A 24,021-nucleotide genomic window follows, 5' to 3' on the forward strand; every position below is an offset into this window, starting at 1 on the left:
AGCGGAGGTGGGGACATGTCCAGTGACACCCCCGTGTCACCTTCCCTGTCCCCCTGGCCCGCGGGTGAGACTCGGAGTAGGCACTCGAAGGAGGGCACATGACCGACGACAGGCCCGCATGGGCGCGGCGCATCGCTGCCGAACGAGCGGCCCGTGACTGGTCGCAGCGTGACGCGGTCAAGGCGCTGCGGGCGCACGCTCCCACGGAGCTGCCTGCGGAAGAGAGCATGATTCGCCAGTGGAAGCGCTGGGAGTCAGGCCAGATGCCGAACGACTTCTACCAACCGATCATCGCGGCCCTGTTCGGCACCGTGACGCATGCACTGTTCCCGGCGCCGGCACGGCGGGACGGAGACAAGGAGATTCTGGCAGCCTCCGGAATGGAGACGCTGGAGATCGTGAGTCGCCTCAACCGGTCCGACGTCGACAACGCCACGCTTGATGCCCTTCGGATCACTGCGGACCGGCTCGCATCGGAGTACCCGTTCATGCCGAGCGAGCAGCTCCTGATCGAGGGGCGGCAGTGGCTGCGACGTGTGGTCGACCTCCACACGAAGAGCCTCACGCTCGCGCAGCACCGTGAAGTGCTCGCGCTGTCTGGTTGGCTCGCCCTACTCGTCGGCTGTGTCGAGTACGACACAGGCGCCCGCCACGCGGCAGAGTCGACGCGGCAAGCCGCGCTCTCGCTCGCGACTGAGGCCGACCATGCGGAGGTCGCCGGTTGGGCGCACGAGATGCGGGCCTGGTTCGCTCTCACTACCGGCGATTACCGGGGCGTGATCGCTGCGGCCCAGGCCGGGGCCGGAAGGGCACCGCATGCCGGCGTGGCTGTACAGCTCGCTGGTCAGGAGGCCAAGGCTTGGGCGCGGATCGGGGACCGTCGGCAAGTCGAGGTGGCTCTGGACAAGGGACGGCGGCTGCTCGAAGGAATGCCGTACCCCGAAAACCTGGACAACCACTTTGTGGTGGACCCCGCCAAGTTCGACTTCTATGCGATGGACTGCTACCGCCTGGTCGGTGAGGACAAGCTGGCCCGCACGCTCGCCGAAGAGGTACTGAGGGCGGGAACGGACTTTGACGGCACCGAACGCTCACCCATGCGCAACGCGGAAGCGCGGGTCACACTCGGAGTCACGTCGGCACGTGAGGGCGACTTGGAGCAGGCACTCATCATGGGTGAACGGGCCCTCGAAGGGGACCGTCAGTCGGTGCCGTCGCTCATCATGACCAGCCGCGAACTCGCTGCCGAGATGAGGCGCCGTTACAGCTCCGAACCAGGGGCACAGGATTACCTGGCGCGACTTCACTCGCTGGCTGAGCAGAAGCCAGGATTCATGCCTCGGTAAGAGGACGCGCCATTCGTCCCCTATTCAACAGACGCCAGCATACCTCCCATCCCCGCAGTTGCGGCGCGCCCCTTGAGTTCGTACGGTGGAATGTAGAGCGCATCTCCAGGGGGATGCTATGGATACCCTCAGAGTCATACTCGCAATTGCCTTGGGCGGCATCGGAGGAATCCTGCTGGGGCGCTGGCTTGGTCGCGCCCACCCACGCATTAGCCTCATATCCATCCGAAAGGGCAGGGGCGAGACAGAGCCGGTTGAAGTTCCGCCCGAAATCGTAACGGCGACGAGAGAATTCGTATGGGGGAAAAGACTTGCCGAAGTATCGAAGTACGGAGAAATCCTAAGGCTTAGATCTTCAGTGCAGGAATTCGTCGATAAGATAGCTCCAACCATTAAAGAAACTGCCGGAGACCTCGGCAACGAAATACGGATGGCAAGGTCGCGCGAGGAAAAAGTCAGAGTTCTCGAGAAACTTGTAAGCACAGAGATGGCTACGGAGATTGCAAGCGGGTTGCGACGCTTGCAGTTTTCGCTTCCCACTCAAGAGCACCCACAGGGCGATGAACATTTTGTTGAGACGTCCGAAACGACGATAGACGGAAAGCCAGCCATTGTTGTAGCATTCCCCACTTCCGAGCGAGCGTTCAAAAGTAAGGGCGCACCCACAACATTCGGGCTGGATAGAATTCGTCCATTCATCGCAGCGGTGAAATATTTTGATCAAGACGCCCTTTGCCAGTGCCTTGAGTACGCCAATCGATCCCTTCAACAAGAGATCTCTCAGGCTGAGGCCCTCATCCCAAAAATCGACGGTTTGCTCGAAAGCGATCAGTTCATTCTTGAAGTGGCGATAACTAACCATGGCGATCGCCTCGCGATACTCAGCCCTTATGCCGCCCTCAAAACATCTGGCGGGAGAATATCGCCCCTCGTTCTTCGCGCTAGCGGGATACGACGCGACGACGAGAATGTCACAGATCTCTCTGAACTGTCCGCCTACATATCCGTCGACCCTCAGTCTGTCAAGAAGTACGTTTTTGTATCCGACCCGCTAGATGGGTCACCGCTGAGGGCTGCATACGACTCCGGACTACTTGAGTGTTCCGTAGTGGCAAGTCGAGAATCCAGGCGCGGAAGAATGAAGAAAGTTACCTCACCGACGGTGGCATTTGGCGCGGGTCTGAGTGACACGCTACGGACAGACGCCGTCACGAATGCCCGAGGCTCGTAGCCATGCGTGGGGCTACAGATCAGCATCACCGCCAGCGTACGGTGACCGCACAACGTCCATCAGGACACGGCTTGGCAGAGTGGCATTGGGGGCCAAACGGGGGGCCAAACGAGGCGGCCGAGCCAGTACCGCCGCGGACGGTAATGGACGGATCCGGAGCCGAACTAGCAGGGCAGTGACCACAAAGAAAGGTCATGAAGGGGCCTGATCGCGTTCGGGACGAAGAGGTCGTGGGTTCAAATCCCGCCACCCCGACAGTGAAACAGCAGGTGAGGACCTCCGAAATTTCGGAGGTCCTCACCTGTTTCGCGTGCGTGTCCATCTGCGTGACTACCGCTCCAGACCGCGCTTGCCGGACGCCGATCCGCCCCGACCTCCGCACCACCCGCCAGGCCGTAGGCAAGCCAGTCGTTCACGGCGTCGGCGACGGTGTAGCCCGTGGGCGCGATCGCAAGATCGTCTTCGTGGTCCCGCAGCACCTCTAATCACGCTTGGGCCAGATCGGGCCCTGGTCGGTCCAGATGACGCCCTTGTTGCGGCACAGGCAGAAGGGGTGGCCGAACGGGTCGGTGTAGACCTGCCAGCCGTAGCCGTTCGGGCCGATGAAGTCCTGCCTCAGCGTCGCGCCGAGGTCGAGGACGCGGCGCTGCTCGGGCTCGATCTCGTCCACTTCGAAGTCGAGGTGAAACTGCTTGGGGTGCTCGCTGTCGGGCCACTGCGGAGCGCGGTAGTCGTCCACCCGGATGAATGCCAACTCGATCTCGCCGAACTGGATGCCGGCCCAGTCCTCGGAGCTGCCCTCCTTGATCGGACGGCCCGTCACCTCGGAGTAGAAAGCCGCCAACCTCATCGTGTCCGGGCAGTCGATAATGAAATCGGTGAGTCGCAGCATCCCGAGATCTTGTCACAAGCTCACATCCGACAGCTGCGGTGGCGGCACGGGACGATCCGACCACTATCCGACCGCCTCACCACAACGTGCCCGCATCTTCTCAGCGCTTGCTGCGTCATGATCTAGGAATGGATGAGTACGGGTGGGCCTCGAGCCCCGGAATGCCGGCCGCGGAGGTAGTGCGGGCGAGCTGGGCGACGACCGTCGCGGCCCTGCCTGTGCGGAGCCAGATCACCGGAGCGGTCATCGGCCGCCGGCCCTTCGGTGTCTTCATACGTATAGAGGGCGCGCCGTGCGCCATAGCGCTGGCGGAGATCACGCGCATGCCGTTGGGGGTGCACCTTCCGGCCCTTGGGGCTTCGGTCAGTGGTGAGGTCTACTGGCACGACGACCGCCACCACCAGGTCAGGGTCCGGCTCGACGAGTGGCGGGAGCCGATGCGTGATCGAACCTAGGCCGTGGCCCGTTCGAGGGTGCTCAGTGGCGACCGGTGACGACTACTAACGGCAGCCCAAGCCCGTGTGGAACTCGTGTTCCGGGGGCCAAGGAGCCGCTGCACCGGCTGGTCGAACGGAACGGCAGTGTGACGAGTACCCCTGCGCACTTCGCACTTCCATCGGTCGGCGGTTTCCAGGGGCCCTGTCATGGCGGTGGCTACTGTCCGACGATTGCTCGTAGTGCCGCGAGATGCCCCTGGTACGCCTTACGCCCCTGTGGGGTCAGGCGCAGCCAGATGCGTTGTCGGGTGTCGCGTACGGCTTTGCGCTGCTCGACGTAACCAGCCTCGATCAGGGCACCCGCGTGTTTGCTCAACGCGGAGGCCGACAAGCCGAGTTGCTCCTGGATCACCGCGAATTCGGCCTCGCCCGCTGTGTCGAGCAAGGCGCAGACGCGCAGCCGGTTGGGCGAGTGGACGAGGTTGTCGAAGCCGTCCATCGGGTCGGCGGGCCGGGCGGTCACGAGGCCTTCCGGTGCAACCGCACGAAGGCGATGTGGAAACCCACGGACAGCGCGGCCGTGGCAACCGAGGCGGCGGCGAGCCATCCGGCCTGGCCGGTGGCTCGGAACACCCAGCCCGGCGCCACCAACAGCGCCGGCAGGCCGATCGCCACGGGGACGGTCGCCCGTGCGGGCAGCACGTCCAACCGGAGCGCCACGCCGGTGTGCTGTCGCCAGGAGCGGGCGGCGACCGCGGAGAGCACCAGGTACACCGCGGTGATGATCAGCAGCGCCGTCCCCCAGGCCGCCTCCGGCAGCAACCACCGCTGGTCGGCGAGCAGCCCTCCGTACACGACGGGGAAGGCCGCTACGTACGCGGTGGTGACGGTGGCGAACCAGGCCGGCCACGGCGTGGCCGACAGGGCGGTGACCGACGCCCGGATGCGAGCGGCTTCGGCCAGCGCGGCACGCGCCTCGTCCGACGTGGGAGGGGCGTAACGGCCGGGGAAGCTCGCACCAGTTTCCATAGCGGAAAGAGTAGGGCCTCACATTCCGGTGTGGCAAGTGAAGGCTTTCCGGCATGGAAAGTGAGGTAGGCCAGTGCCGGCATGTGAGGCAGGGCCGGGGCGTACGGGTGGTCGACGGTGGTGTGCGCTGTCCCGGTCGTGCCTGGTCCCGCATGTAGGCGGGAAGCAGGTGGGCGGGGGCGCCTCCTGGCTCCGTACGTGGACGCTCACCGCAAGGCCCCCGAGGACTCGGGGTGTTCCCCTCGGGCGCCGTAGGTGTCCCTCCCCCTGCTCCGGAGCCGCAGGTCACACAGGTAGGCCAGGGTGGCTGTGAGTGCGGCGGTGGTGCCGGTCGCGGCGAAGGAAGCCGCGGGGCCGCCGTGGTCGAGGACCGTGCCGGCCAGCGGCGAGCCGATCACGTTGCCGATCAGGATCGCGCTGGCGTACGTGCCCATGGCCACGCCCTTGCTGTCGTCGGGTGCGAGCCGGCTCACGGCACCCGCACTGGCCGACAGGGCGGGTGCCACAAGGAGGTTGGCGGGAACGGCGAGCACGCACAGCCAGTACCACTGGGTCGCCAGCCCGATCGGGATGCAGAACACCCCGAGGAGCGCGCCGATCGCGAACACCGACGGCGGGCGGCGCAGTCCTCCGTAGAGGAAGCCGCCGACCGCCGAGGCCAGGCCCGCCGCGACCAGCAGCAGCCAGCTCCACTGCAGCTGACCGGACTTCTGCAGGGTGCCGATGGCGGCGACCTCGAAGCCGATCACCGCGATCGAGGTGGCGACGGTGATGCTCAGTGCGCACGCCATTCGCGCGGTCAGCCAGTCGCGCAGCCGGGGCCTGGGGGCGTCCGCCGCCGGGCGTGCCGTCTTGAGGGGCGGGTCGAGCAGCAGGTACGCGGCGCCTGCCGCGAACAGCAGCGTACCCATGGCCAGGAACGCCACCGTGGGCGACGCCAGGGAGGCGAGCAGGATGCCGAAGGACGGGCCTGCCATGTAGGCGACGTCGGTGGTGATCGCCTCGACCGCGTAGGCGGTGTGCCGGTTCTCCTCGGTGACCATGTCGGCGAGGGCCAGTCGGATGACCGTGAAGGCCGGCAGCGTGGTCAGGCCGCCGATGAACGCGGTGGCCACCAGGGCGGGGAACGGCAGGAAGTGCCCCAGCCCCCAGAACAGCGACTGGGCGATCACCAGCAGGCCGAAAACCCTGCGCAGACCGTAGCGGTCGAGACCGCGGCCTTGCAGAGGGGCTCCCAGGCCCGCGCCGGCCGTCCAGGACGCGGCCACCAGACTGCCCGCACCGAAGCCGCGGTCCATGTTTCCCACGACGTGCAGGATGAGGACCGAGGAGATACCGAGGCCCGGCATTTTCGCCAGCAGCCCCACGGCCATGAGGGGTCGGATTCCGGGTTCGGAAAACAGCCGCCTGTAGGCAGAGAACACGTGCACACCTCTTGCGTCACGAAGGGAAGATGCGTAGGAACTACTGATCATCGCCCCAGTCCCCGCGGATGTCGCCCCGCGTCAGGCGCCGGGAGCGGCCGGCAGGTCGAGGAGTCCCCGCAGGCGTGGTGTGCCGAGTGCGACCGCCGCGCCGACCGCCGTCACGAAGCCGCCGAGCAGCAGGAAGTACACCGCCGGCGACAGCACGGTGGTCAGCCGGAACAGCTGGCCTCCCACCACCACTCCCACCGCACCGAACAGGCCGTTCACCGCGAGCAGACGGCTGGTGCTGCCGGGAGGTGCCACCGTCGCGGCCAGGGCCAGGCCCGCGGGGGCCAGTGCGACCTCGCCGCAGGAGTAGAGGAGGTAGACCAGCAGCAGCCACTGCGGGCCGACCGGGCCGTGCTCGGCGAGTCCGGCCGCGATCGCCATCAGCAGGAAGCTGAGGCCCGCCGCGATCAGCGCGCCCGCGAACTTGACCGGTACGTCCGCCCGTGGCGCCCTGAGCCAGAGCCGGGCGAAGAGCGGGGCGACCAGCAGGACGAAGAGCGGATGCACGGACTGGAACCAGCTTGCGGGGACCTCGAAGCCCAGCACGTCCCGGTCGGTGTGACGTTCGGCGAAGAGACTGAGCACCGAACCGCTCTGCGCGAAGATCATCCAGAAGGCCGCCGAGGCGGCCATCAGTACCGTGAAGCCGGCGAGGCGGCGCTGGTGGAGCGTGCCCCGCGCATGGGTGCGGCGGAGCGAGCGCAGGTACCAGAACGGGAGTGTGACCGTGGTGAGGCCGAGGGTGGCGAGCACCGCGGGGAGCGGGAGCAGCCCGCGGGCCACGGGCAGCACGACGAACGCGCCCACCGCCCCCATGACCCATGCCGCGCGCCGGAGCATCGCGGTGGCCTCGGGGCGGGGCACCGGGTGGGGCGGGCGCGCGCCCACGTCCCCGTAGCGGCGCAGGCCCAGGGCGAACTGGATCAGTCCCGCCGTCATGCCGAGGGCGGCCGCCGCGAATCCCAGGTGCCAGGCGACGCGCTCGGCCAGCAGTCCGGTGACGACGGGGGCGATGAGCGCGCTGACCTGGATGCACATGTAGAAGAGCGAGAAGGCCGCCTCGCGGCGGCCCTTCCCGTCCCCGCTGACCCCCGCGACCATGGCCGCCATGGCCGGCTTGACCAGGCCCGTCCCGGTGACGACCAGCAGCAGACCGGCGTAGAGCGAGCCCGTCACCGGCAGTGCGAGGACCGCGTGACCGCAGGTGATGAGCGCACCGCCGAGCAGCACGGCCCGGCGCGCGCCGAGCACCCGGTCGGCGAGCCAGCCGCCGGGCAGTCCGGCCATGAAGCTGAGGGACATGTACGCCGCGAAGATCGCGGTGGCCGTCTGCGGCGCCATGCCCATGCCGCCGCGCGTCTCGGAGGCGGTCAGGTAGAGGACCAGGATCGCCGCCATGCCGTAGAAGCTGAACCGCTCCCAGAGGTCGACCGCGAGCAGCGTGCCGAAGCCGGGCCTGCGCCCGCCCGCCCGCGGTGGTGCGGCGGGCGGGGCGGCCGGTGCGGGGTCCTGCGGGGTGAGGGAGGTGTCCACCCCGGGTCACCCGGCCGGTTTGAGCGCCACTCCGGCCAGCATCGGGAGCGACGGGTCGGGGGTCTCGGCCGGCTCGGGTCGCCACAGCGGGGCGCGCACCACGCCGGGCTCCACCAGCTCGAAGTCCTCGAACAGCGAGGCGAGTTCGCGGTTGTCGCGCCAGATGACCCGGCTCACCGCGCCCCGGTACTGCTCGGCCGCCTCCGGCGCCGCCTTCGGGACCTCCTCCGCGCCGGCGTGCGAGATCACCAGGGCGCTGCCGGCTGCCAGCCGCTCGGTGTACCGGCGCACCAGGGCGAGCGGATCGTCGCCGTCCGGGACGAAGTGCAGTACGGCGGCGAGGATCAGGGCGACCGGCCGGTCGAAGTCGATCAGGCGGCGGGTGTCCTCGGCGTCCAGGATCTCCCGGGACTTGTACAGGTCGCCCTGGAAGACGGCGGCCCGGGGTTCGTCGGCGAGCAGGGCCCGGCCGTGCGCGACGGCCACCGGGTCGATGTCGACGTAGACGACCGTGCTGTCCGGGTGGGCGGCGAGCGCCACGTCGTGCACGTTGCCCTCGGCCGGGATGCCGGAGCCGATGTCGAGGAACTGCCGTATGCCGAGCGCGGACAGTTCGCGTACCGCGCGGCGCAGGAAGGCGCGGTTGGCCTTGAGGGTGGCCGGGAGGTCGGGGTTGCCGGCCGCGACCTTGCGGGCGAGTTCCCGGTCCACGGGGAAGTTGTGGGTGCCGCCGATCCAGTGGTCGTAGACGCGGGCGATGCTCGGGGTGGCGATGTCGACCTCCGGCGGGGCCCAGGAGGGGCGTTCGGTGTCCTGACGTTCCACGGGTGTCTCCATTCGACGAGGGCGGGGAGGGGGGCAGCCTGCGGTCATGCCGTGAACACCGGGAGTTCTTCGAGGCCGCGCATCATGAGGCTGCTGCGCCAGCGCAGTTCGTCCGCGTCCGCGGCGAGCCGCAGCCCGGGCAGGCGCGTGAACAGGCGGCTGAGGACGATCTGTCCCTCCAGCCGGGCGAGCGGGGCGCCCAGACAGTGGTGGATGCCGTGGCCGAAGGCGACCGAGGCGGTGTGGGCGCGGGTGATGTCCAGGCGGTCCGGGTCGGGGTAGCGGGCCGGGTCCCGGCCGGCGGCGCCGAGCGAGATGGTGACGAACTCGCCCTCGGGGATGGTGACCGAACCGACCTCGACGGGCTCGGTGGTGAACCGCCAGGTGGCGTTGGTGACCGGACCGTCGTGGCGGAGGAACTCCTCGACGGCCGCGGGCCACAGCGACTCGTCCGCCGCGAGCTGCCCCCGCACGCCGGGGTGGGTGAGCAGGGCCAGGGTGCCGTTGCCGATGAGGTTGACCGTGGTCTCGTGGCCCGCCACCAGCAGCAGGAACGCCATGGAGATCAGTTCGTCGGACGACAGCTGGTCGCCCGCGTCCTGGGCGTGCACCAGGTCGGTGAGCATGTCGTCGGCCGGTTCGGCCCGCTTCGCCTCGATCAGCGCCGTCAGGTACGCGATCATCGACGCGCTGGCTTCGCGCACCTCGTCGGTGCCCGCGCCGGAGACGAGCAGGTTGGACCAGCGGCGGAAGGCGGCCCGGTCGTCCGGGGGCACGCCGAGCAGCCAGCAGATGACCGTGAACGGCACCGGGAAGGCCAGTGCCTCCATGAGGTCCAGCCGCTCGTGCCGGACCATGGCCTCCAGCAGTTCGTCGGTGAGTTCGGTGATGCGCGGCCGCAGGGACTCGACCCGGCGCGCGGTGAAGGCCCGGCCGACGAGCCGGCGCAGCCGGGTGTGGTCCGGCGGGTCGCTGTCCAGCATGTGCACGCTGAGGACGTGCGGGAACTGGCTGCGCTCCCCCGATTCCGCGAGGAACTCCCGCTGCTTCGCGGGGTCGGTGAAGTTGCGTGGGATGAGGTCCCGGCCGACCCGCATGTCCTTGCTGAGCCGGGGGTCGGCGAGCAGGGCACGGGCGTGCTCGTATCCGGTGACCAGCCAGGTGCGCAGGCCGTTGGGTGTCGTCACGGGCACGGCGGGCGCGGTCCGCCGCAGCCCGGCCAGCGCCTCGTGCGGCTTCTGGTGGAAGGCGGGGGTGAACAGGTCGGTGGGCGGGTCGGCCGCTGGGTCGGTCGAGGGGGCTGCTTGCCGGGCATCCGTGCTGGCCATGCTCAGACTCCCTCCTTTTCCTTGGCGCCGGCTGCTTCCCCGACGTCGGCGGTGGGGGTGGCAGCCCGGTCCCCCGCGTAGGCGGCGAGCTCCTGGTAGATCTCGAAGGGCCTGTCCCGGCCGGTGTCGCGCAGCGGCCGCAGCGGGGCGGTCTGGTCCTTGTGGGCGGCGCCGCTCTCCCAGGCGGTGAACGCCGCCCAGTCGGCCCAGCGGCTGACCACGACGTAGGAGCGCGGGTCGCCGAGGGCGTGCAGCAGCTTGTTGCCGAGGAGGCCCGGGGTGCCGGCCATCCGGCGGCTGGCCTCGTGGTACGCGGGCAGCACCCGGTCGGGGTCGTCGCTCAGGTGGTAGAGCACCACCTCGACGGCGCCGCCGGTCACGAGGCGGTGCCCGACAGGGCGGCCACGACGTGCATGGTCGTCATGGAACCGCCGCTGCGGTACGGGTGCAGTTTCTGACGGTGTTCCAGGTGCCGGTCGCTGGTCTCGAACTCGCGGAACAGCGGCTCGTTCACCCAGTCGCTGACGATGTAGTAGACGCCCTCCTCCTCGGCGCTGCGGGAGAGCCACTGGCCGAGGTTGGCGGGGTGGGAGGTGACCGAGTCGCCGACCTCCAGCCACACCTTCTCGAACTCGTTCTCCATGCCGGGCTTGATCTGCATGCGCAGCGTGACCCGGAAGACCTGCTCGGTGGGCTCGCGCACGTCAGATCCCCCCGTCGACGTTGAGGGTCTCGCCGGTGATGTAGGCGGCGGCGTCGGAGAGCAGGAACAGCACCGGTCCGGCGAGTTCCCCGACGGTGCCGAGGCGGGCGAGCGCGGTCTTCTGGGAGTAGGTGGCGCGCAGTCCGGCGGCGCGCTCGGCGGGCATGTCGGCGAAGGCCTCGGTCTCGATGACGCCGGGGGCGACCACGTTGACCCGGATGCCCTTCGGGCCGAGTTCCTTCGCGAGGGAACGGGTCAGCCCGATCATGGCGGCCTTCGCGGCGGTGTAGTGGGCGCGCAGCGGTATGCCCGCGGCGGCTCCGCGCGAGCCGATGTTGACGACCGAGGAGCCGGTGCCGAGCAGCGGCAGGGCCTGGTGAATGATCCGGTAGGCCGCGGTGAGGTTGGTGTCGAGGATGCGCGACCACTCGTCGGCCGGCAGTTCCCCGAATGGGATGTGGCTGATCACGCCCGCGTTGTTGACCACGCCGTCGAGGCGTCCGAAGCGGTCCTTGGCCTCGCCGACGAGGCGGTCGACCTCGGCGGTGTCACCGAGGTCCGCGCGGATCACGTGGTGGTCTCCGGCGGTCTCCTTCAGCGCGGCGGTGAGGCTGTCGACGGCTTCGCTCTCCTGCCGGTAGCAGGTGAGGACGTCGGCGCCCGCCCGGGCCGCGGCGAGGACGATGCCCCGCCCGATGCCCCGGGTGCCGCCGGTGATGAGCAGTTTCCTGCCGTGCAGTGCGAGTTCCATGGGGATTCCCTTCATGGCTGGGGGCGCGGCTCAGACGCAGCCGTCGACGTGGATGTTCTGGCCGGTGACGTAGCCGGCGTGGTCGCTGACGAGGAACAGCACGGTCTGGGCGATGTCGTCGACGGTGCCGAGCCGGCCGAGCGCGGTGAAGGAGGCGAAGGTGGCGCGCTGCCGCTCGGCCTCCCCGGCGGGCAGTTCGTCGAGCGCCTCGGTGGCGATGCGGCCGGGTGAGACGGTGTTGACGCGGATGCCTCGCGGTCCGAGCTCCCGGGCCAGTGAGCGGGTCATGCCGATCAGTGCGGACTTGACGGCGGTGTAGTGGACGCCGCCGGCCATGCCGATGAAGGCGACCGTGGAGCCGATGTTGATCACCGAGGAGCCTTCGGAGAGCAGCGGCAGGGTGCGCCGGGTGACCAGGTGGGTGGCGGTGAGGTTGCCCTGGAGGGTGGCGGCCCACTCGGCGGGTGTGAGGTCGGCGTACGGCTGGGGGCGGAACGTGCCGGCGTTGTTGACGACGGCGTCCAGTCCGCCGAGGCTCGCCTCGCACGCGGTGACCAGCCGGTCCACGTCCGTCTCGTCGGCGGCGTCGGCCCGCAGCACCTGGTGCTTGCCGGGGGTCCCGGCGAGTTCCTCCTCCAGGGTGGCGACGGCCTCGCCGGGGGTGCGGTAGCAGGTGACGACGTCGGCCCCGGCCCGGGCCGCGGCGAGGACGATGCCCCGGCCGATGCCCCGGGTGCCGCCGGTCACCAGGAGACGCTTGCCCTGGAGTTGGCGGCCGGCCCGGGCCGCGGTCTCCACCTTGGCCTTGATCAGCCGCATCTGTACGGCGGTGTTGCGGTTGAGCCGGGCGGTCATCCCGGCGTCGTCGATCGGGGCGTCGGGCTTCATCGCGAAGTCCTGGATCCAGCGCATCCGTACGCCGTCGGGCACCTCCTCGTACTCCCAGCGGATGTTCATGTACGCGAAGGGGCCGGTCTCGACCCGGCGGGCCGTGACGGTGCGGGTGGCCGGGTCGGGGGTGCGCTCGGAGACCCAGCTCCAGACCGTGCCGTTCTCGTCGGGGTGCAGGGCGAGGCGGAAGGTGACGGTGTCGCCGTCCCGGCCGAGGATCTCGGCGGAGGCGTACTCGGTGAACAGCCGCGGCCAGGCGGCCACGTCGTTGGTCATCGTCCACACCAGGTCCATCGGTGCTTCGACGACGATCGCGTTGTCGGTGTGTCCTGCCATCAGACGCGGGCCTCCGTGAGCCGGGCGTGGACGTAGGCGAGGGCCTCGCGCGGGGTCTGGGTGTGCGCCAGGTCGCCGTCGGGGATCTGGATGCCGTACTCGCGCTCGATGCGGTTGACGAGTTCCAGCAGGGCCAGGGAGTCGTAGCCGAGGTCGGCGAACGAGGTGTCGGCGAACTGCTCGCCGTCGAGGTCGGTCTGCTCGTCGACTCCCCCGCTGGCTCGGAGGATGCGGCGTAGGTCGTCGAGGGTGAACTGCGGCATGGCAAGCCTTTCGTGGTTGTGTGTGGCTGCGGGTGGGTGGGGGCCGGTCGCGCCCGGGCGTCGGAGCCGCGGATCCGTACAGCCCCGCGCCCCTGGACGGGCTGCGCCCGTCACCTCCTGAGGGCGTCGCGGTCGCCGGCGCCCACCACCAGCGCGGAGGTGAAGCCGCCGTGCCCGCGGGCCAGGACGAGGGCGGTGCGCGGGTCGGTCTGGCGGGGGCGGTCGAGGACGAGGTCGATCTCGCAGCCGGGGGCCGGGCGGCCGAGTCCCGCGGTGTGCGGGACGACTCCGGCGCTCAGGGCGAGCAGCGCGGTCGCCACGTCCAGTGCGGCGCCGCCCGCGTAGAGGCGCCCGGTGAGGGTCTTCGGCGCGGTCACCGGCACCCCGCCGGGCCCGAACACCTCGGTGAGGGCACGGGCTTCGGCGAGGTCCTCGGCGGGCGTGCCGCAGGCGTCGGCGAAGACCATGTCGACGTCGCCCGGGGCGAGTCCGGCGTCGGTGAGGGCCCGCCGGATCACCGACACCAGCACGGAGTGCCGGACGGTGGTGCGGCCCGGCGCCGGCGGCCGCGCCGCGGCACGGTCCGGCGCGGGGGGCCGCGTGACGCCGTGCGCCGTGGCGGACCGCGTGGCGCCGTGCGCCGTGGGAGACCCCGTGGCGTCGTCCGTCACCGGCGGCCGCGTCATGGCGTCCGCCGCGGGGTCGAACCCGGCCGCGTAGCCCAGGAGTTCGCCGTACGACGGGACCCCGCGGGCGTGTGCCGCCTCGGCGCTCTCGACGACGAGGATGGCGCCGCCCTCGCCCGGGACGAACCCGGAGGCGGCCGCGTCGAAGGGCAGGTAGGCGCGGGCCGGGTCGTCCTCGGTGGACAGCCGGCCGGTGGACAGCTGCGCCACCAGGCCGTACGGGCACAGCGAGGCGTCGGTGCCGCCGCTGAGCACCAGCCGGGAGCCGGTGTCCAGCAGCCGCCGGGACTGGCCGAGGGCGTCGAGACCGCCGGCCTGCTCGCCGCAGATGACCCCGCAGGGGCCGCGCATGCCGTGCCGGATGGAGACCTGGCCGGTGGTGGCCGCGTAGAACCAGGCGATGGACTGGTAGGCGCCGACCCAGGAGGAACCCTTCTGGTAGAGGTTCTCCATCTCGTGCTGGCCGAACTCGGTGCCGCCCGAGGAGCTGGCGGTCACCACCGCCATCTCGTACTCCGGCAGGGTCGCCGGGTCGGCGGCGGCGTCCGCGAGGGCGTCCTCGGCGGCGGCCAGCGCGAAGTGGGTGAAGCGGTCGGTCTGCGGGACGAGCCGTCCCGGGACCTGCTCGGCGGCGCGGAATCCGGGGACCTCGCCCGCCACCCGGACGGGGTAGCCGGTCGGGTCGAAGCGGGTGATCCGGCCGAGGCCGCTCTTGCCCGAGAGCACCGACTCCCAGTGCCGGGCGGCGCCGATCCCGGTGGGCGCGACCACGCCGAGCCCGGTGACCACGGACCGGCCGCGCCGGCCGGGGCGTATGCCGGAGGCGCTCATGCCGCCTCCCCGTGGGCGAGGCCGGGCCGGCCCAGGACCATCGCGGTCTGGAAGCCGCCGAAGCCGCTGCCGACGCTGAGGACCCGGTCCATACGGTGCTCGCGGGCCGTCACCGGCACGTAGTCCAGGTCGCACTCGGGGTCGGGTGTGGACAGGTTGGCCGTCGGCGGGACGACCTGATGGCGCAGGGCGAGGGCGCAGGCGGCGATCTCCAGGGAGCCGATGGCACCGAGCGAGTGCCCGATCATCGACTTGATGGAGCTGACCGGCACCTCGTGGGCCCGCTGCCCGAGACTGCGCTTGAACGCGGCGGTCTCGTGCCGGTCGTTCTGCTTGGTGCCCGAGCCGTGCGCGTTGATGTAGTCGATGCCTTCGGGGTCGAGCCGCGCCCGGTCCAGGGCGACCCGGACGGCCTCGGCCATCTCCCGGCCGTCGGGCTTGAGTCCGGTCATGTGGAAGGCGTTGCTGCGGCCGGCGAAGCCGAGGATCTCGGCGTACACGGGGGCGCCGCGGCGTCTGGCCGACTCCAGTTCCTCGATCACCATGACGGCGGATCCCTCGCCCAGGACGAAGCCGTCACGCCGTCCGTCGAAGGGCCGGGAGGCGTGCCCGGGGTCGTCGTTGTTGGCGGTGGTGGCCTTGATGGCGTCGAAGCAGGCGGAGGTGATCGGCGACAGCGGGGCGTCGGTGGCGCCGGCGAGCACGACGTCGGCCGTGCCCTCCTCGATCAGCTGGACGCCGTGCCCGATGGCGTCCAGACCCGAGGTGCAGCCGGTGGAGATCAGCGCGACCGGCCCCTCGGCACCGGCCTGCCGGGCCACCTCGACGGCGAGGGTGCTGGGCACCATGTAGCCGTACAGGTGGGGGACGCCGTAGCTGTGATCGACCAGCCAGTCCCGGCCGCCGTCGGAGAGGACGGCGTACTCCTCCTCCAGGCCCATGGTGCAGCCGACCGCGCTGCCGATGCTGACGGCGACCCGTTCCGGGTCGGTGCCGGGCAGTTCGATCCCGCTGTCGGCGACGGCCTCCCGGGCGGCGACGACCGCGAACTGACCGGCCCGGTCCATGCGGCGGACCTCCTGGGGGGTGAGCCCCGCGGCGAGCGCATCGAAGTCGCACTCGGCGGCGACCTGTGAGCGGAACCCCGCCGGGTCGAACAGGCTGATGCGGCGGGTGGCGGTGCGTCCGGCGGTGAGCAGGTCCCAGTAGGCGTCCCGCCCGATCCCGCCGGGTGCGACGGCCCCCACTCCGGTGATCACCGCACGCCGGTGTCCGGATGTCATCGGGCCGCTCCCACGTCGGGGTTGCCCGCGGACGCGTCGAGCGGCTGTTCGGTGTCGACGTGGCCCAGCTCGGGGCGGGGCGCGAGCGGGGAGAGGTGGAAGACCGCCTCGGCCGGCACGGACCCGGTGTTCACCAGGCGGTGGCGCACCCCGATGGGCACCAGCAGCGAGTCGCCGGGGCCGAGCGCGACCGGGGCGCCGCCGTCCAGGGTCATCTCCAGCCGGCCCTGGACGACGTGCAGGAACTCCTCGGAGTACGGGTGGAGATGCTCGGTGACGTGGTGACCGGGGGCCAGCCGCAGTACGCCGCCGAAGCCCGAGGTGCAGCCGACGGTCTTGGGGCTGAGGGTGACGCGGATGTCGCCGCCGCGCTTGGTGTTGGCGGCGACCTCGTCCACGGCGACCTTGGTGGTGGCGGGGGCGCTCATCGGGCACCGCCCAGGTTCGCCGAGCGCGGGGCGTCGGTCCGCGGGCCCTCCTGGGGCGTCCAGGAGTAGAAGGGGACGGCCATGGCGTCCTTGGGCTCGCGCCAGTCCGGGTCGTAGGGCGAGATGAACTGCCCGAGCCGGGTGTTGATCTCCTCGTAGAGCGGGTGGCTGCGTGCCTTGTACAGATTCGGCGCGATGTCCTGGTCGGCCTCCACCAGGTGGAAGTACAGGTTGTGGAAGGCGAACAGGGTCCGCCTCGACACCCCCACCAGATGCGGCAGTTCGGTGCTGTCCGAATCGGCGAAGACCTGCGCGACGCCCTCGGCGTCGGCGAGGTCCATCCTCGCCACGATCAGCGTTCGGTGCACGATGTCCTCCCGGCTTGTCGGTGCTGTGTTCACCCTGGTCGGCGGGGGTCGAGACGCTCTCGAAGGCGCCTGGAGAACCGCTGACCGGCCCGGTGCGGCGGACGGGAGACAGCACGACGGCCCGCCGCACGCGGGGTGCGGCGGGCCGTTGAGGGACCTGCTACCGGCGGACGTCGGCCTTCATCAGGGTGACGCCGCTGCCGCCGACGACACCGGCGCCGACCATCCGGCCGTTCGGTACGTCGCCCGCGGGCGCGCCCCGTGACAGGAGGATCAGGGCCTGCCGGATGAGCCGGGGCACGGAGTAGAGCAGCCCGGCGTCCGGGGTCAGGTGCTCCTGTACGAGGTGGACGTCGACGAGGTATTCGAGGAGCGTCTCGGCGTCTCCGGTGCCGGGGCGCAGCCGCGTCACCACCTCGTCGAGGCTCCAGCGGCGCTCGCGCTGGAGCAGCAGGCGCAGCAACTCCCTCGAGCGGGCGGGCAGATGGCGGTGGCTCGCGGCCACCGTGGTCATCAGCGACTGGGTGCCGTCGGGGAGTTCGAGCAGCATCCGGGGGTTGCCGCGCAGCCGCAGCGCCAGCCGGGCCGCCGACCAGCCGGGCCGTGCGGTGAGCCGGCCGGCCACCGCCCTGATCGCCAGGGGCAGGCCCTCGCACAGCCCCATCAGCTCCTGCACCGCCGTGGGGTCCTCCTGCCTGGAGCGCTCCCCGGCGACCCGGTCGTAGAGCTGGAGGGACTCCTCCGGGGACAGCGCGGGGAGCACGATCTTGCGGCCGGTGGACAGGCTGTGCGCCCGGTAGCGGTTGGTGGCGATCACCGCGCAGCCGGATCCGCCCGGCAGGACGGCGCGGATCTGGGAGGCGGTGAGCGCGTCGTCGACCACGACGAGCACCCTGCGGTCGGCGGTCCAGGTGCGGAAGAGCCTGCTGAGCTCGTCGAGCCCGCTGGGCTGTTTCTCGCGTTGGACGCCGCAGGCGGTGAGGCAGGCCGACAGCACGTCGGCGAGCTGCTGGGAACCCTCCCCGACGGCGGACAGGTCGATGAAGAGCTGCCCGTCCGGGAAGCGCGGGCGCAGCCGGTGCGCGGCACGCACGGCGAAGGCGCTCTTGCCGACACCGGGCGGGCCGTGCACCTCGACCACCCGCATGCCGGTGCTGGGCCGGTCCGCGCCGAGGAAGGTCTCCAGCTGGTCGAGTTCGCGTTCGCGCCCGACGAAGTCACCTACGTCGGCGGGGAGTTGGGCCGGTCCCGGCACGAGCCGGCGCCCGCCGGCCGCGGTCTCGCTCTTGGCCGGGGCCGGCCCCCTGAGGTGGCCGCGGTCGGCGAGCACCTCCTGGTGGAGCCGCTGGAGCTGCGCGGAGGGCTCCAGTCCGAGTTCCTCGACGAGATGGCTGCGCAGGGTGCGGAAGGTGTTGAGGGCGTCGGGGCGGCGGCCGCAGCGGTGCAGCGCCCGCATCAGCTGTCCGGCGAACGCCTCATGGGTGGGGTGGGCGCGGAAGGCCTCGGACAGCTCGTCCAGGACCGCGTGGTGCCGGCCGAGTTCGAGCTCCAGGGAGAAACGTTGCTCCTGGACGCTCTTGCGGCGTTCCTCCAGTTGGGTCGACCAGGCCGACAGCCGGCGTCCGGTGCTGATGTCGACGAGGGCTCCGCCGTGCCACAGGGAAAGCGCCGTCTTGAGGGTGAGAGCCGCCTCCTCCTCCCCCGCGCCGGTACGGAGCTGTGCCATGCCCTGTTCGGTGAGCTGGTCGAACCGGTAGGCGTCCACCGACTGCTTGTCGTCCAGCCGCAGTTCGTAGCCGCCCACCCTGGTCAGGATTGCGGGGCAGCCGTGCGGTGGACGGGAGCCGAAAGCCGCACCGTGCTGCCCGGTGGCCAGCAGCAGTCTGCGGCGCAGTTGATAAATGTAGGTTTGCAAGGTGGTCAGCGCGCTGAGCGGTGGGTGGTCCTCCCACAGTTCCTCGCACAGCTGGTCCACGCTGACCAGCGAGTTGGCATTGAGCACCAGCAGGGCGAGCACCTGACGCAGCTTGGGGGCCGACGGTGTGACGTCCTCCCCGTTCCTGCGTATTCGCATCGAGCCCAGCAGACCGATCTCTATCACTGCATCCCCCTGAGTGAGCCGCCTCTGTGGGGGGCGGCCATCGGTTATGCACCTTCCTGCGTCACTCATTTTTTAGCGAAACATCAAACACTCGTAGGGGCGGGAAAATTACCTGCCCTTTACTCGGGGAATTACGCTTCGCCGAAAAAGAAGTTGAAACCAGCAATATCCCTGCGCGCACCGGAGCCGGAAATGGAAACCGATTACCACATTCCCGGTCTTCACCTTCTTCGCATCCTATGCTTCGCACACATGGATGACAAGGCGCACATTTCTGCGCGGGGGTGTGGTCTCCGGCACCCTCACATCCGCAGCTCGACCCCGTACTCGCCGAGCCACGTGTTCAGCTGCAGCACCATCTCCATGCTCGCCCGTTCCACCCACGCGAAGGCACCGCTGGGGGCCGCCGCCGCGCCCAGCGCCACCCGGGTCGCCTCGGCGTCCAGCAGCGGGGCGACCGGAGCCGCCGGGTCCGCGGCCACGTCCCCGAAGCGGTGGCGCACGAACTCCCCGTACGCCGCCTCCTGGACGGTCGGGTAGGCGCTCTTGGGCCGGTTGAGCACTCGCTCCGGCAGCAGATCGGCGACCGCTGCCCGCAACAGGCTCTTCTCCTGGCCGTTCACCCGCTTCAGCTCGGCCGGCACGTTGTAGACGTACTCCACCAGCGCCCGGTCGCAGAACGGCGGGCGCAGCTGCACCCCGTGCGCCATGCTCATCCGGTCGGCCCGGTCCAGATGGGTCGGGGCCCAGCGGGTCAGCGCCAGATAGGTGACCTCGCGCGCCCTGTGTTCGGCCGGGCTCTCCCCGGCCACCTGCGGGACCTCGGTGAGCGCGTCACGGTAGTGCTGGTCGGCGTACTCCATGAAGTCCAGCTCCTTGCGGAGCGTACGGTCCACCAGCGAGCAGCCCAGACCGCCCGCGGCCGCGTCGTGCCCGCGTTCGAAGGAGACCCACGGGAAGGTCGTGGAGTTGCTGTGGGCCGGGTCGTACGCCCAGAAGTAGCCGTTGAACACCTCGTCCGCGGTCTCACCGGAGAGCACCGCGGTGATCCCCGCGCCGCGCAGCGCCTCGAAGAACAGCAGCAGCGAGACGTCCATGTCGCCGAGCGGCGAGGGCGCGTCCTGGCTGCGCAAGGCGGCGGCGTGCGTCTCCGGGTCGGCGAGCGCCGCCGTCTCCAGCAGGATCTCGGTGTGCTCGGTTCCGATGTGTTCGGCCGCGAGGGCCGCGTAGGGGGCGTCCGGGGTGGCGCGCATGGTCGGGTGCGGCTCGAAGTTCTCCGCGTAGCCGGAGAAGTTCACCGAGAACGAGCGCAGGCCGCCCCCCTCCGCACGCCGTCGGCGGGCCGCGAGCGCGGTCAGCGCGCTGGAGTCGATCCCGCCGGACAGCATCGCGCCGACCGGCACGTCCGCGCGCAGATGGGTGGCGACCGCCTCCTCCAGCAGCCCGCGCACGGTGGCGACGGTGGTCTGAAGGCTGTCGGTGTGCGGGCGGGCGGGAAGCGACCAGTACCGCCGGTGCCCGGTGCCCGGCGCCCGCACGGTCATCGTGTGGCCGGGCAGCACCTCGCGCGTGCCCCGGAACACCCCGGTGCCCGGCTTGCGGCTGTGCGCGAACAGCTCCCGCAGCCCGTCGGCGTCGACCACCGGCCGCACCGCCGGATGCGCCAGCAGCGCCTTGGGCTCGGAGCCGAAGACCACACCGGACGGCGTCAGGAAGTAGCACAGCGGCTTCACCCCCAACCGGTCGCGCACCAGCAGCAGTTCCTGCCGCCGCACGTCCCACACGGCCAGGGCGAACAGGCCCTCCAGCCGCTCCGGGAACGCGGCACCCCACTCCAGGTAGGCGTGCAGCGCCACCTCGGCGTCGCCGTCGCCGGTGAACCGGTGCCCCTTCGCGGCCAGTTCGCGGCGCAGCTCCACGTGGTTGGTGACGCTCCCGTCCAGCGTCAGGACGGCCACCGGCCTCCCGGCCTCCGACTCCACGACGGCCGGCCGGCCCGTGTGGTCGGAGCCGAGCAGGGCGAGACGCCGGTGGGCCAGCGCGGCATGGCCCTCGATCCACTCGCCGAAGCCGTCCGGGCCGCGGTGCGCGAGCGCCGCCGCCATCGCCCGTACGGTTTGCGCCTCCGGTGTCAGGTCCCGCTCGAAGTCCACCCAGCCGGCGATTCCGCTCATCGTGGCGTCCTTTCGCTCTCTGCGTCTGATGGGGGTGCGCTGTTCTCCGCCGGGGCGTGGGTGAGGAGGGTGACCTCCACCAGGGAGAGCCCGTGCCGGGCGACCGCCTCCCGGAACTCGTCGATCCCGGGCGGCCCTTCGCCGCGCACCGCGAGTCCGAGCCGGCGTGGGGCTTCCTCCCCGTAGCGGTGGTACAGCTCCAGATAGCCGCGCGCGCCGCGCTCCGCGTCGTCGACCAGCGCGAACCGCGCCGGCCGCCGCTGTCCGCGCCAGGTCAGCTCGCCCGGCGAGCCGCCCGCGAAGTTGTGCCGCCAGCCGCTGCCGGTCGCCACCACCAGCGCGCCACCGAGGGTGTGCACCCCGGCGGGCACGGTGTACGGCCGCCCGCTGCGCCGTCCCGTGAAGTGCAGCAGCGCGAGCCGCTCGGCCACGGGGCCGGGCTCGGGGCTGGACAGCAGCTCCCGCATCCGGGCATCGGCCGCCGCCCGCTCCGGCCCCTCCGGGAGGTGGCGCACGACGACGGGGCTCATGAGAGCACCACCGCGGCGGCGGTCAGCGCGCAGCCCGCGATCGCGAGGCAGGTGCGCACCAGGTGCCAGCCGCGCCAGGCCGGGCGGGGGTCCCGCCAGCCGGGACCGAGGTCCTCGGGCCGGGTCCGCTTGACCGTCCGGTTGATCGGCACGTTCCGGGTCTGCGACACCACGGCCACCCCCGCCATGCACAGCGCGGCGAGGGCGAACAGCACCCGGGGGCCGCCAGGCGCCCGGATCGCGAGCCCCACGTCCACGGCCGTGGAGCCGGTGACGATGAACGGCATGATCCGGTCGTAGCGTCTGCCCAGCAGGATGTGCGTGGACACGTACCGCTCGGGGGACATCGCGACCAGCGCGGGCATCACGCTCACCGCGACCGCGAAGAGCACCCCCGCCACCAGGCCGGTGCCCGTGAGCACCAGCACACTCAAAGCCTCCACCACCGCTTTCGCCCTCCTTCGAGCCGTGCGACGTCCTTCTGGCCTCGCGCTGTCCTCCGTGTCTGGCCCGAACCTGTCAGCCGCCCCTCGCACGAGACTCGAATCCGCCTGGGAGCAAGCCCCCCGGTACGGGTTCCGCTCGCCCGCGCCGCGAGCCCGGTTCGAGGCGCCGGGTGTTGCATCGGCCCGCCGAACCGAACGCAATCCACACCCTTGGAGGGGCCGGTATGGCGGACGAGACGACCGAAGTACTCATCGTGGGCGGCAGCATGGTGGGGCTCGCCCAGGCCCTGTTCCTCGCCCGGCAGGGCATCCGGCCGCTGCTGGTGGAGCGGCACGCGGAGATCTCGGCGCACCCCAGGGCGCAGGCCGCGAGCCCGCGGACCATGGAGCTGCTGCGCGCGCTCGGCCTCGAGGACGCGGTACGGGCGCGGGAGAACCCGCACGCCCAGTACGGCGACATCCTCCAGGCGGAGTCCCTCACCGGCGCCGAACTCGGGCGATTCGACGGGCCGTTCCGCTTCGACCGGCACGAGGTCGGCACCACCGGCTGGACCCTGATCGGGCAGGACCGACTCGAGCCGGTGCTGCGGGAGCGGGCCGAGGAGCTCGGCGCGGACATCCGGTTCGCCACCGAGATGACGGAGTTCACTGAGGACGCGGACGGCGTCACGGCCGTCCTGCGCAGCGAGCGCGACGGTTGCGAACGGACCGTGCGGGCGCGGTACCTGGTCGCGGCCGACGGCTCACGGGCACCGATCCGCACCTCGCTCGGCATCGGCCACCACGGGCCGGGCGTGTTCGGCCGGCAGATGAACATCGTCTTCCACGCGGACCTCGACCCCTACGTGGCGGGGCGCACCTTCTTCCTCTGCTTCGTCAGCAACCCGGTCGTGAAGGGTGTGCTCGGCAAGCTCGGCGGCGCGGACTCCGACCGCTGGGTGCTCGCGCCGAGCCTGCCGCCCGGGTCCGACCACCGCGTCTTCGACGCCGAGGACTGCGTGGAGCTGGTACGGGCCGCGGTGGGCGTGCCCGAGCTGGCGGTGAGCGTGGAGTCCGCGACGAGTTGGGAGATCGCCGCCTGGGTCGCGGACCGCTTCCGCTCCGGACGCGTGCTGCTGGCGGGCGACTGCGCGCACGTCATGCCGCCCACCGGGGGCTTCGGCGGCAACATGGGCATCCAGGACGCGCACAACCTGGCGTGGAAGCTCGCGCGAGTGCTGCGTGGGGAGGCGGGCCCCGGGCTGCTGGACACCTACGAGCAGGAGCGGGCCCCGGTCGCCGAGTTCACCGTCGACCAGGGCGTCATCCGCTACCTCCAGCGCAGCGGCCTCGACGAGGCGGCGGCGGCCCGGCACCGCCCCGAGACCACGGTGCTGTTCGGCCATGCGTACCGGTCGGACGCCGTCCTGCGCGAGGCCGGTGACGACGACACGGCCTTGGTAGAGGACCCGACGTCCCCCACCGGGCGCCCCGGCACTCGCGCCCCCCACCTTCCCCTGGTCCGCCAGGGCAAGGACGTCGCCCTGCACGATCTCCTCGACGGCGGCTTCTGGCTCCTCACCGGCCCGGGCGGCACGGCCTGGCAGGAGCCGGCGGCCGCGCTCGGGCTGTCCTTCCACCGGGTGGGCGCGGAGGAGCCGCCCGAGGTCGTCGAGCGGTTCCTCGGCCGCTACGGCGTCGAGGAGACCGGTGCGGTGCTGGTACGGCCGGACGGGTTCATCGCGTGGCGTTCGCGCGGGGCGGTAGGTGAGCCCGCCGGGGCGCTGACGGCGGTGCTCGATGCGGTGCTGGGGCGTGGGTGAGCGTTCGGGTCGGGGGTGGGGTGGGCTGTAGTGCGGCTGCGGGCCGGCGGGGGCCGGTCGCGCAGTTCCCCGCGCCCCTGTGGGCGCGCTGCGCGCCCCATGAAGCGGCCGCGGTGCTCGATGCGGTGCTGCGGCGTGCGTGAGCGTTCGGGTGGGTGCCGGGGCGGGGCTTCGGGCGGCTGCGGCAGCGTCGTGGCCGGTCGCGCAGTTCCCCGCGCCCCTGTGGGGAGCGCTGCGCGCCCCCACTGAAACGGCCGCGGTGCTCCTTCTCGGAAAGGGCGCCGAGGCGGTGCAACGAGTCAAGCGCTGGCTCGAAGGCACCATGCGTGTGT

25 protein-coding genes and 1 pseudogene are annotated in these 24,021 nt (G+C 71.1%); 5 read left to right on the forward strand and 21 right to left on the reverse strand.

The genetic code is table 11. From position 1 onward, the window contains the following. Positions 1 to 98: 98 nt before the first annotated feature. Together ABTX60_RS22875 and ABTX60_RS22880 are read left to right on the forward strand one after the other, a co-directional pair. Positions 99 to 1,346 carry an NsdA family TPR-like regulatory protein gene (locus tag ABTX60_RS22875; protein WP_352098846.1) on the forward strand — a complete coding sequence of 416 codons (1,248 nt, stop codon included), beginning with the start codon at positions 99 to 101 and terminating at the stop codon, positions 1,344 to 1,346. Positions 1,347 to 1,464: 118 nt separating this feature from the next. Next, positions 1,465 to 2,577, forward strand: coding sequence for a hypothetical protein (locus ABTX60_RS22880; RefSeq protein ID WP_352098847.1), 1,113 nt, complete (start codon positions 1,465 to 1,467; stop codon positions 2,575 to 2,577). Positions 2,578 to 3,058: 481 nt separating this feature from the next. On the opposite strand, the gene ABTX60_RS22885 is transcribed toward ABTX60_RS22880, so the two are convergent. Continuing rightward, on the reverse strand, positions 3,059 to 3,469 hold the full coding sequence (locus tag ABTX60_RS22885; RefSeq protein WP_352098848.1) for a VOC family protein: 411 nt from the start codon (positions 3,467 to 3,469) through the stop codon (positions 3,059 to 3,061). 128 nt (positions 3,470 to 3,597) lie between these two features. Between ABTX60_RS22885 and ABTX60_RS22890 the strand changes: the two genes are divergently transcribed. Beyond that, complete coding sequence (locus ABTX60_RS22890; RefSeq protein WP_352098849.1) at positions 3,598 to 3,924, forward strand: hypothetical protein; 327 nt, start codon at positions 3,598 to 3,600, stop codon at positions 3,922 to 3,924. A gap of 199 nt (positions 3,925 to 4,123) precedes the next feature. Here the strand turns inward: ABTX60_RS22890 and ABTX60_RS22895 are convergent, their stop codons facing one another. From ABTX60_RS22895 to ABTX60_RS22990, 20 genes and pseudogenes are all read right to left on the reverse strand, one after another. Then, positions 4,124 to 4,429, reverse strand: a complete 306-nt coding sequence (locus ABTX60_RS22895) for a transcriptional regulator (RefSeq protein WP_352098850.1) — start codon at positions 4,427 to 4,429, stop codon at positions 4,124 to 4,126. After that, positions 4,426 to 4,935 carry a hypothetical protein gene (locus ABTX60_RS22900; protein WP_352098851.1) on the reverse strand — a complete coding sequence of 170 codons (510 nt, stop codon included), beginning with the start codon at positions 4,933 to 4,935 and terminating at the stop codon, positions 4,426 to 4,428. The genes ABTX60_RS22895 and ABTX60_RS22900 overlap by 4 nt, the downstream gene beginning before the upstream one ends. A gap of 206 nt (positions 4,936 to 5,141) precedes the next feature. After that, entirely contained in the window at positions 5,142 to 6,308 is a 1,167-nt protein-coding gene (locus tag ABTX60_RS22905) for an MFS transporter (protein WP_352098852.1), read from the reverse strand. 132 nt (positions 6,309 to 6,440) lie between these two features. Further along, positions 6,441 to 7,943, reverse strand: coding sequence for a peptide MFS transporter (locus tag ABTX60_RS22910; RefSeq protein ID WP_352098853.1), 1,503 nt, complete (start codon positions 7,941 to 7,943; stop codon positions 6,441 to 6,443). 6 nt (positions 7,944 to 7,949) lie between these two features. Continuing rightward, the gene (locus ABTX60_RS22915; RefSeq protein ID WP_352098854.1) at positions 7,950 to 8,768 is read right to left on the reverse strand and encodes an SAM-dependent methyltransferase; all 819 of its coding nucleotides are present in this window, start codon (positions 8,766 to 8,768) and stop codon (positions 7,950 to 7,952) included. A 44-nt stretch (positions 8,769 to 8,812) separates the two neighbouring features. After that, entirely contained in the window at positions 8,813 to 10,096 is a 1,284-nt protein-coding gene (locus tag ABTX60_RS22920) for a cytochrome P450 family protein (RefSeq protein WP_352098855.1), read from the reverse strand. 2 nt (positions 10,097 to 10,098) lie between these two features. Next, a complete protein-coding gene (locus tag ABTX60_RS22925) occupies positions 10,099 to 10,476 on the reverse strand; it encodes an antibiotic biosynthesis monooxygenase family protein (RefSeq protein ID WP_352098856.1) in 378 nt (125 codons plus the stop codon). After that, positions 10,473 to 10,799, reverse strand: a complete 327-nt coding sequence (locus ABTX60_RS22930) for an antibiotic biosynthesis monooxygenase family protein (protein WP_352098857.1) — start codon at positions 10,797 to 10,799, stop codon at positions 10,473 to 10,475. The genes ABTX60_RS22925 and ABTX60_RS22930 overlap by 4 nt, the downstream gene beginning before the upstream one ends. A gap of 1 nt (position 10,800) precedes the next feature. Beyond that, positions 10,801 to 11,550 (reverse strand): SDR family NAD(P)-dependent oxidoreductase, encoded by a 750-nt coding sequence (locus ABTX60_RS22935; protein WP_352098858.1) that lies wholly within the window; start codon positions 11,548 to 11,550, stop codon positions 10,801 to 10,803. Between the two features lie 30 nt (positions 11,551 to 11,580). Beyond that, positions 11,581 to 12,348 carry an SDR family NAD(P)-dependent oxidoreductase gene (locus ABTX60_RS22940; RefSeq protein WP_352098877.1) on the reverse strand — a complete coding sequence of 256 codons (768 nt, stop codon included), beginning with the start codon at positions 12,346 to 12,348 and terminating at the stop codon, positions 11,581 to 11,583. Beyond that, positions 12,331 to 12,777 (reverse strand): annotated as a pseudogene (locus tag ABTX60_RS22945) (SRPBCC family protein); the annotation flags it as partial. The pseudogene ABTX60_RS22945 and the gene ABTX60_RS22940, both read right to left, overlap by 18 nt. Beyond that, on the reverse strand, positions 12,777 to 13,040 hold the full coding sequence (locus ABTX60_RS22950) for an acyl carrier protein (RefSeq protein WP_352098859.1): 264 nt from the start codon (positions 13,038 to 13,040) through the stop codon (positions 12,777 to 12,779). The pseudogene ABTX60_RS22945 and the gene ABTX60_RS22950, both read right to left, overlap by 1 nt. 110 nt (positions 13,041 to 13,150) lie before the next feature. After that, positions 13,151 to 14,557, reverse strand: a complete 1,407-nt coding sequence (locus tag ABTX60_RS22955) for a ketosynthase chain-length factor (protein ID WP_352098860.1) — start codon at positions 14,555 to 14,557, stop codon at positions 13,151 to 13,153. Further along, complete coding sequence (locus tag ABTX60_RS22960) at positions 14,554 to 15,840, reverse strand: beta-ketoacyl-[acyl-carrier-protein] synthase family protein (RefSeq protein ID WP_352098861.1); 1,287 nt, start codon at positions 15,838 to 15,840, stop codon at positions 14,554 to 14,556. Before ABTX60_RS22960 ends, ABTX60_RS22955 begins: the two co-directional genes overlap by 4 nt. Next, entirely contained in the window at positions 15,837 to 16,268 is a 432-nt protein-coding gene (locus tag ABTX60_RS22965; RefSeq protein ID WP_352098862.1) for a cupin domain-containing protein, read from the reverse strand. Before ABTX60_RS22965 ends, ABTX60_RS22960 begins: the two co-directional genes overlap by 4 nt. Then, a complete protein-coding gene (locus ABTX60_RS22970) occupies positions 16,265 to 16,636 on the reverse strand; it encodes a TcmI family type II polyketide cyclase (RefSeq protein ID WP_352098863.1) in 372 nt (123 codons plus the stop codon). The genes ABTX60_RS22965 and ABTX60_RS22970 overlap by 4 nt, the downstream gene beginning before the upstream one ends. Positions 16,637 to 16,796: 160 nt before the next feature. Further along, entirely contained in the window at positions 16,797 to 18,737 is a 1,941-nt protein-coding gene (locus ABTX60_RS22975; protein WP_352098864.1) for an AfsR/SARP family transcriptional regulator, read from the reverse strand. Positions 18,738 to 19,039: 302 nt separating this feature from the next. After that, positions 19,040 to 20,911, reverse strand: coding sequence for an asparagine synthase (glutamine-hydrolyzing) (gene asnB / locus ABTX60_RS22980; protein WP_352098865.1), 1,872 nt, complete (start codon positions 20,909 to 20,911; stop codon positions 19,040 to 19,042). Beyond that, positions 20,908 to 21,441, reverse strand: coding sequence for a PNPOx family protein (locus ABTX60_RS22985; protein ID WP_352098866.1), 534 nt, complete (start codon positions 21,439 to 21,441; stop codon positions 20,908 to 20,910). The genes asnB and ABTX60_RS22985 overlap by 4 nt, the downstream gene beginning before the upstream one ends. Then, positions 21,438 to 21,887, reverse strand: a complete 450-nt coding sequence (locus ABTX60_RS22990; protein ID WP_352098867.1) for an anthrone oxygenase family protein — start codon at positions 21,885 to 21,887, stop codon at positions 21,438 to 21,440. The genes ABTX60_RS22985 and ABTX60_RS22990 overlap by 4 nt, the downstream gene beginning before the upstream one ends. Before the next feature lie 224 nt (positions 21,888 to 22,111). On the opposite strand from ABTX60_RS22990, the gene ABTX60_RS22995 reads away from it, so the two are divergent. Both ABTX60_RS22995 and ABTX60_RS23000 read left to right on the forward strand, forming a co-directional pair. Continuing rightward, positions 22,112 to 23,689 (forward strand): FAD-dependent monooxygenase, encoded by a 1,578-nt coding sequence (locus ABTX60_RS22995; protein WP_352098868.1) that lies wholly within the window; start codon positions 22,112 to 22,114, stop codon positions 23,687 to 23,689. A 139-nt stretch (positions 23,690 to 23,828) separates the two neighbouring features. After that, a partial coding sequence (locus tag ABTX60_RS23000) for a hypothetical protein (protein ID WP_352098869.1) occupies positions 23,829 to 24,021 on the forward strand: 193 nt, incomplete at its 3' end.

It is taken from the genome of Streptomyces sp. NPDC126510, from assembly GCF_040302345.1.
Taxonomy (GTDB): Bacteria; Actinomycetota; Actinomycetes; order Streptomycetales; family Streptomycetaceae; genus Streptomyces.

What these genes read in the sequence shown, in the direction of transcription:
- ABTX60_RS22875 (WP_352098846.1), top strand. Translation starts at nt 99, where the DNA reads ATGACCGACGACAGGCCCGCATGGGCGCGGCGCATCGCTGCCGAACGA.
- ABTX60_RS22880 (WP_352098847.1), top strand. Translation starts at nt 1,465, where the DNA reads ATGGATACCCTCAGAGTCATACTCGCAATTGCCTTGGGCGGCATCGGA.
- ABTX60_RS22885 (WP_352098848.1), bottom strand. Translation starts at nt 3,469, where the DNA reads ATGCTGCGACTCACCGATTTCATTATCGACTGCCCGGACACGATGAGG.
- ABTX60_RS22890 (WP_352098849.1), top strand. Translation starts at nt 3,598, where the DNA reads ATGGATGAGTACGGGTGGGCCTCGAGCCCCGGAATGCCGGCCGCGGAG.
- ABTX60_RS22900 (WP_352098851.1), bottom strand. Translation starts at nt 4,935, where the DNA reads ATGGAAACTGGTGCGAGCTTCCCCGGCCGTTACGCCCCTCCCACGTCG.
- ABTX60_RS22905 (WP_352098852.1), bottom strand. Translation starts at nt 6,308, where the DNA reads ATGGCCGTGGGGCTGCTGGCGAAAATGCCGGGCCTCGGTATCTCCTCG.
- ABTX60_RS22920 (WP_352098855.1), bottom strand. Translation starts at nt 10,096, where the DNA reads ATGGCCAGCACGGATGCCCGGCAAGCAGCCCCCTCGACCGACCCAGCG.
- ABTX60_RS22935 (WP_352098858.1), bottom strand. Translation starts at nt 11,550, where the DNA reads ATGGAACTCGCACTGCACGGCAGGAAACTGCTCATCACCGGCGGCACC.
- ABTX60_RS22950 (WP_352098859.1), bottom strand. Translation starts at nt 13,040, where the DNA reads ATGCCGCAGTTCACCCTCGACGACCTACGCCGCATCCTCCGAGCCAGC.
- ABTX60_RS22955 (WP_352098860.1), bottom strand. Translation starts at nt 14,557, where the DNA reads ATGAGCGCCTCCGGCATACGCCCCGGCCGGCGCGGCCGGTCCGTGGTC.
- ABTX60_RS22960 (WP_352098861.1), bottom strand. Translation starts at nt 15,840, where the DNA reads ATGACATCCGGACACCGGCGTGCGGTGATCACCGGAGTGGGGGCCGTC.
- ABTX60_RS22965 (WP_352098862.1), bottom strand. Translation starts at nt 16,268, where the DNA reads ATGAGCGCCCCCGCCACCACCAAGGTCGCCGTGGACGAGGTCGCCGCC.
- asnB (WP_352098865.1), bottom strand. Translation starts at nt 20,911, where the DNA reads ATGAGCGGAATCGCCGGCTGGGTGGACTTCGAGCGGGACCTGACACCG.
- ABTX60_RS22985 (WP_352098866.1), bottom strand. Translation starts at nt 21,441, where the DNA reads ATGAGCCCCGTCGTCGTGCGCCACCTCCCGGAGGGGCCGGAGCGGGCG.
- ABTX60_RS22995 (WP_352098868.1), top strand. Translation starts at nt 22,112, where the DNA reads ATGGCGGACGAGACGACCGAAGTACTCATCGTGGGCGGCAGCATGGTG.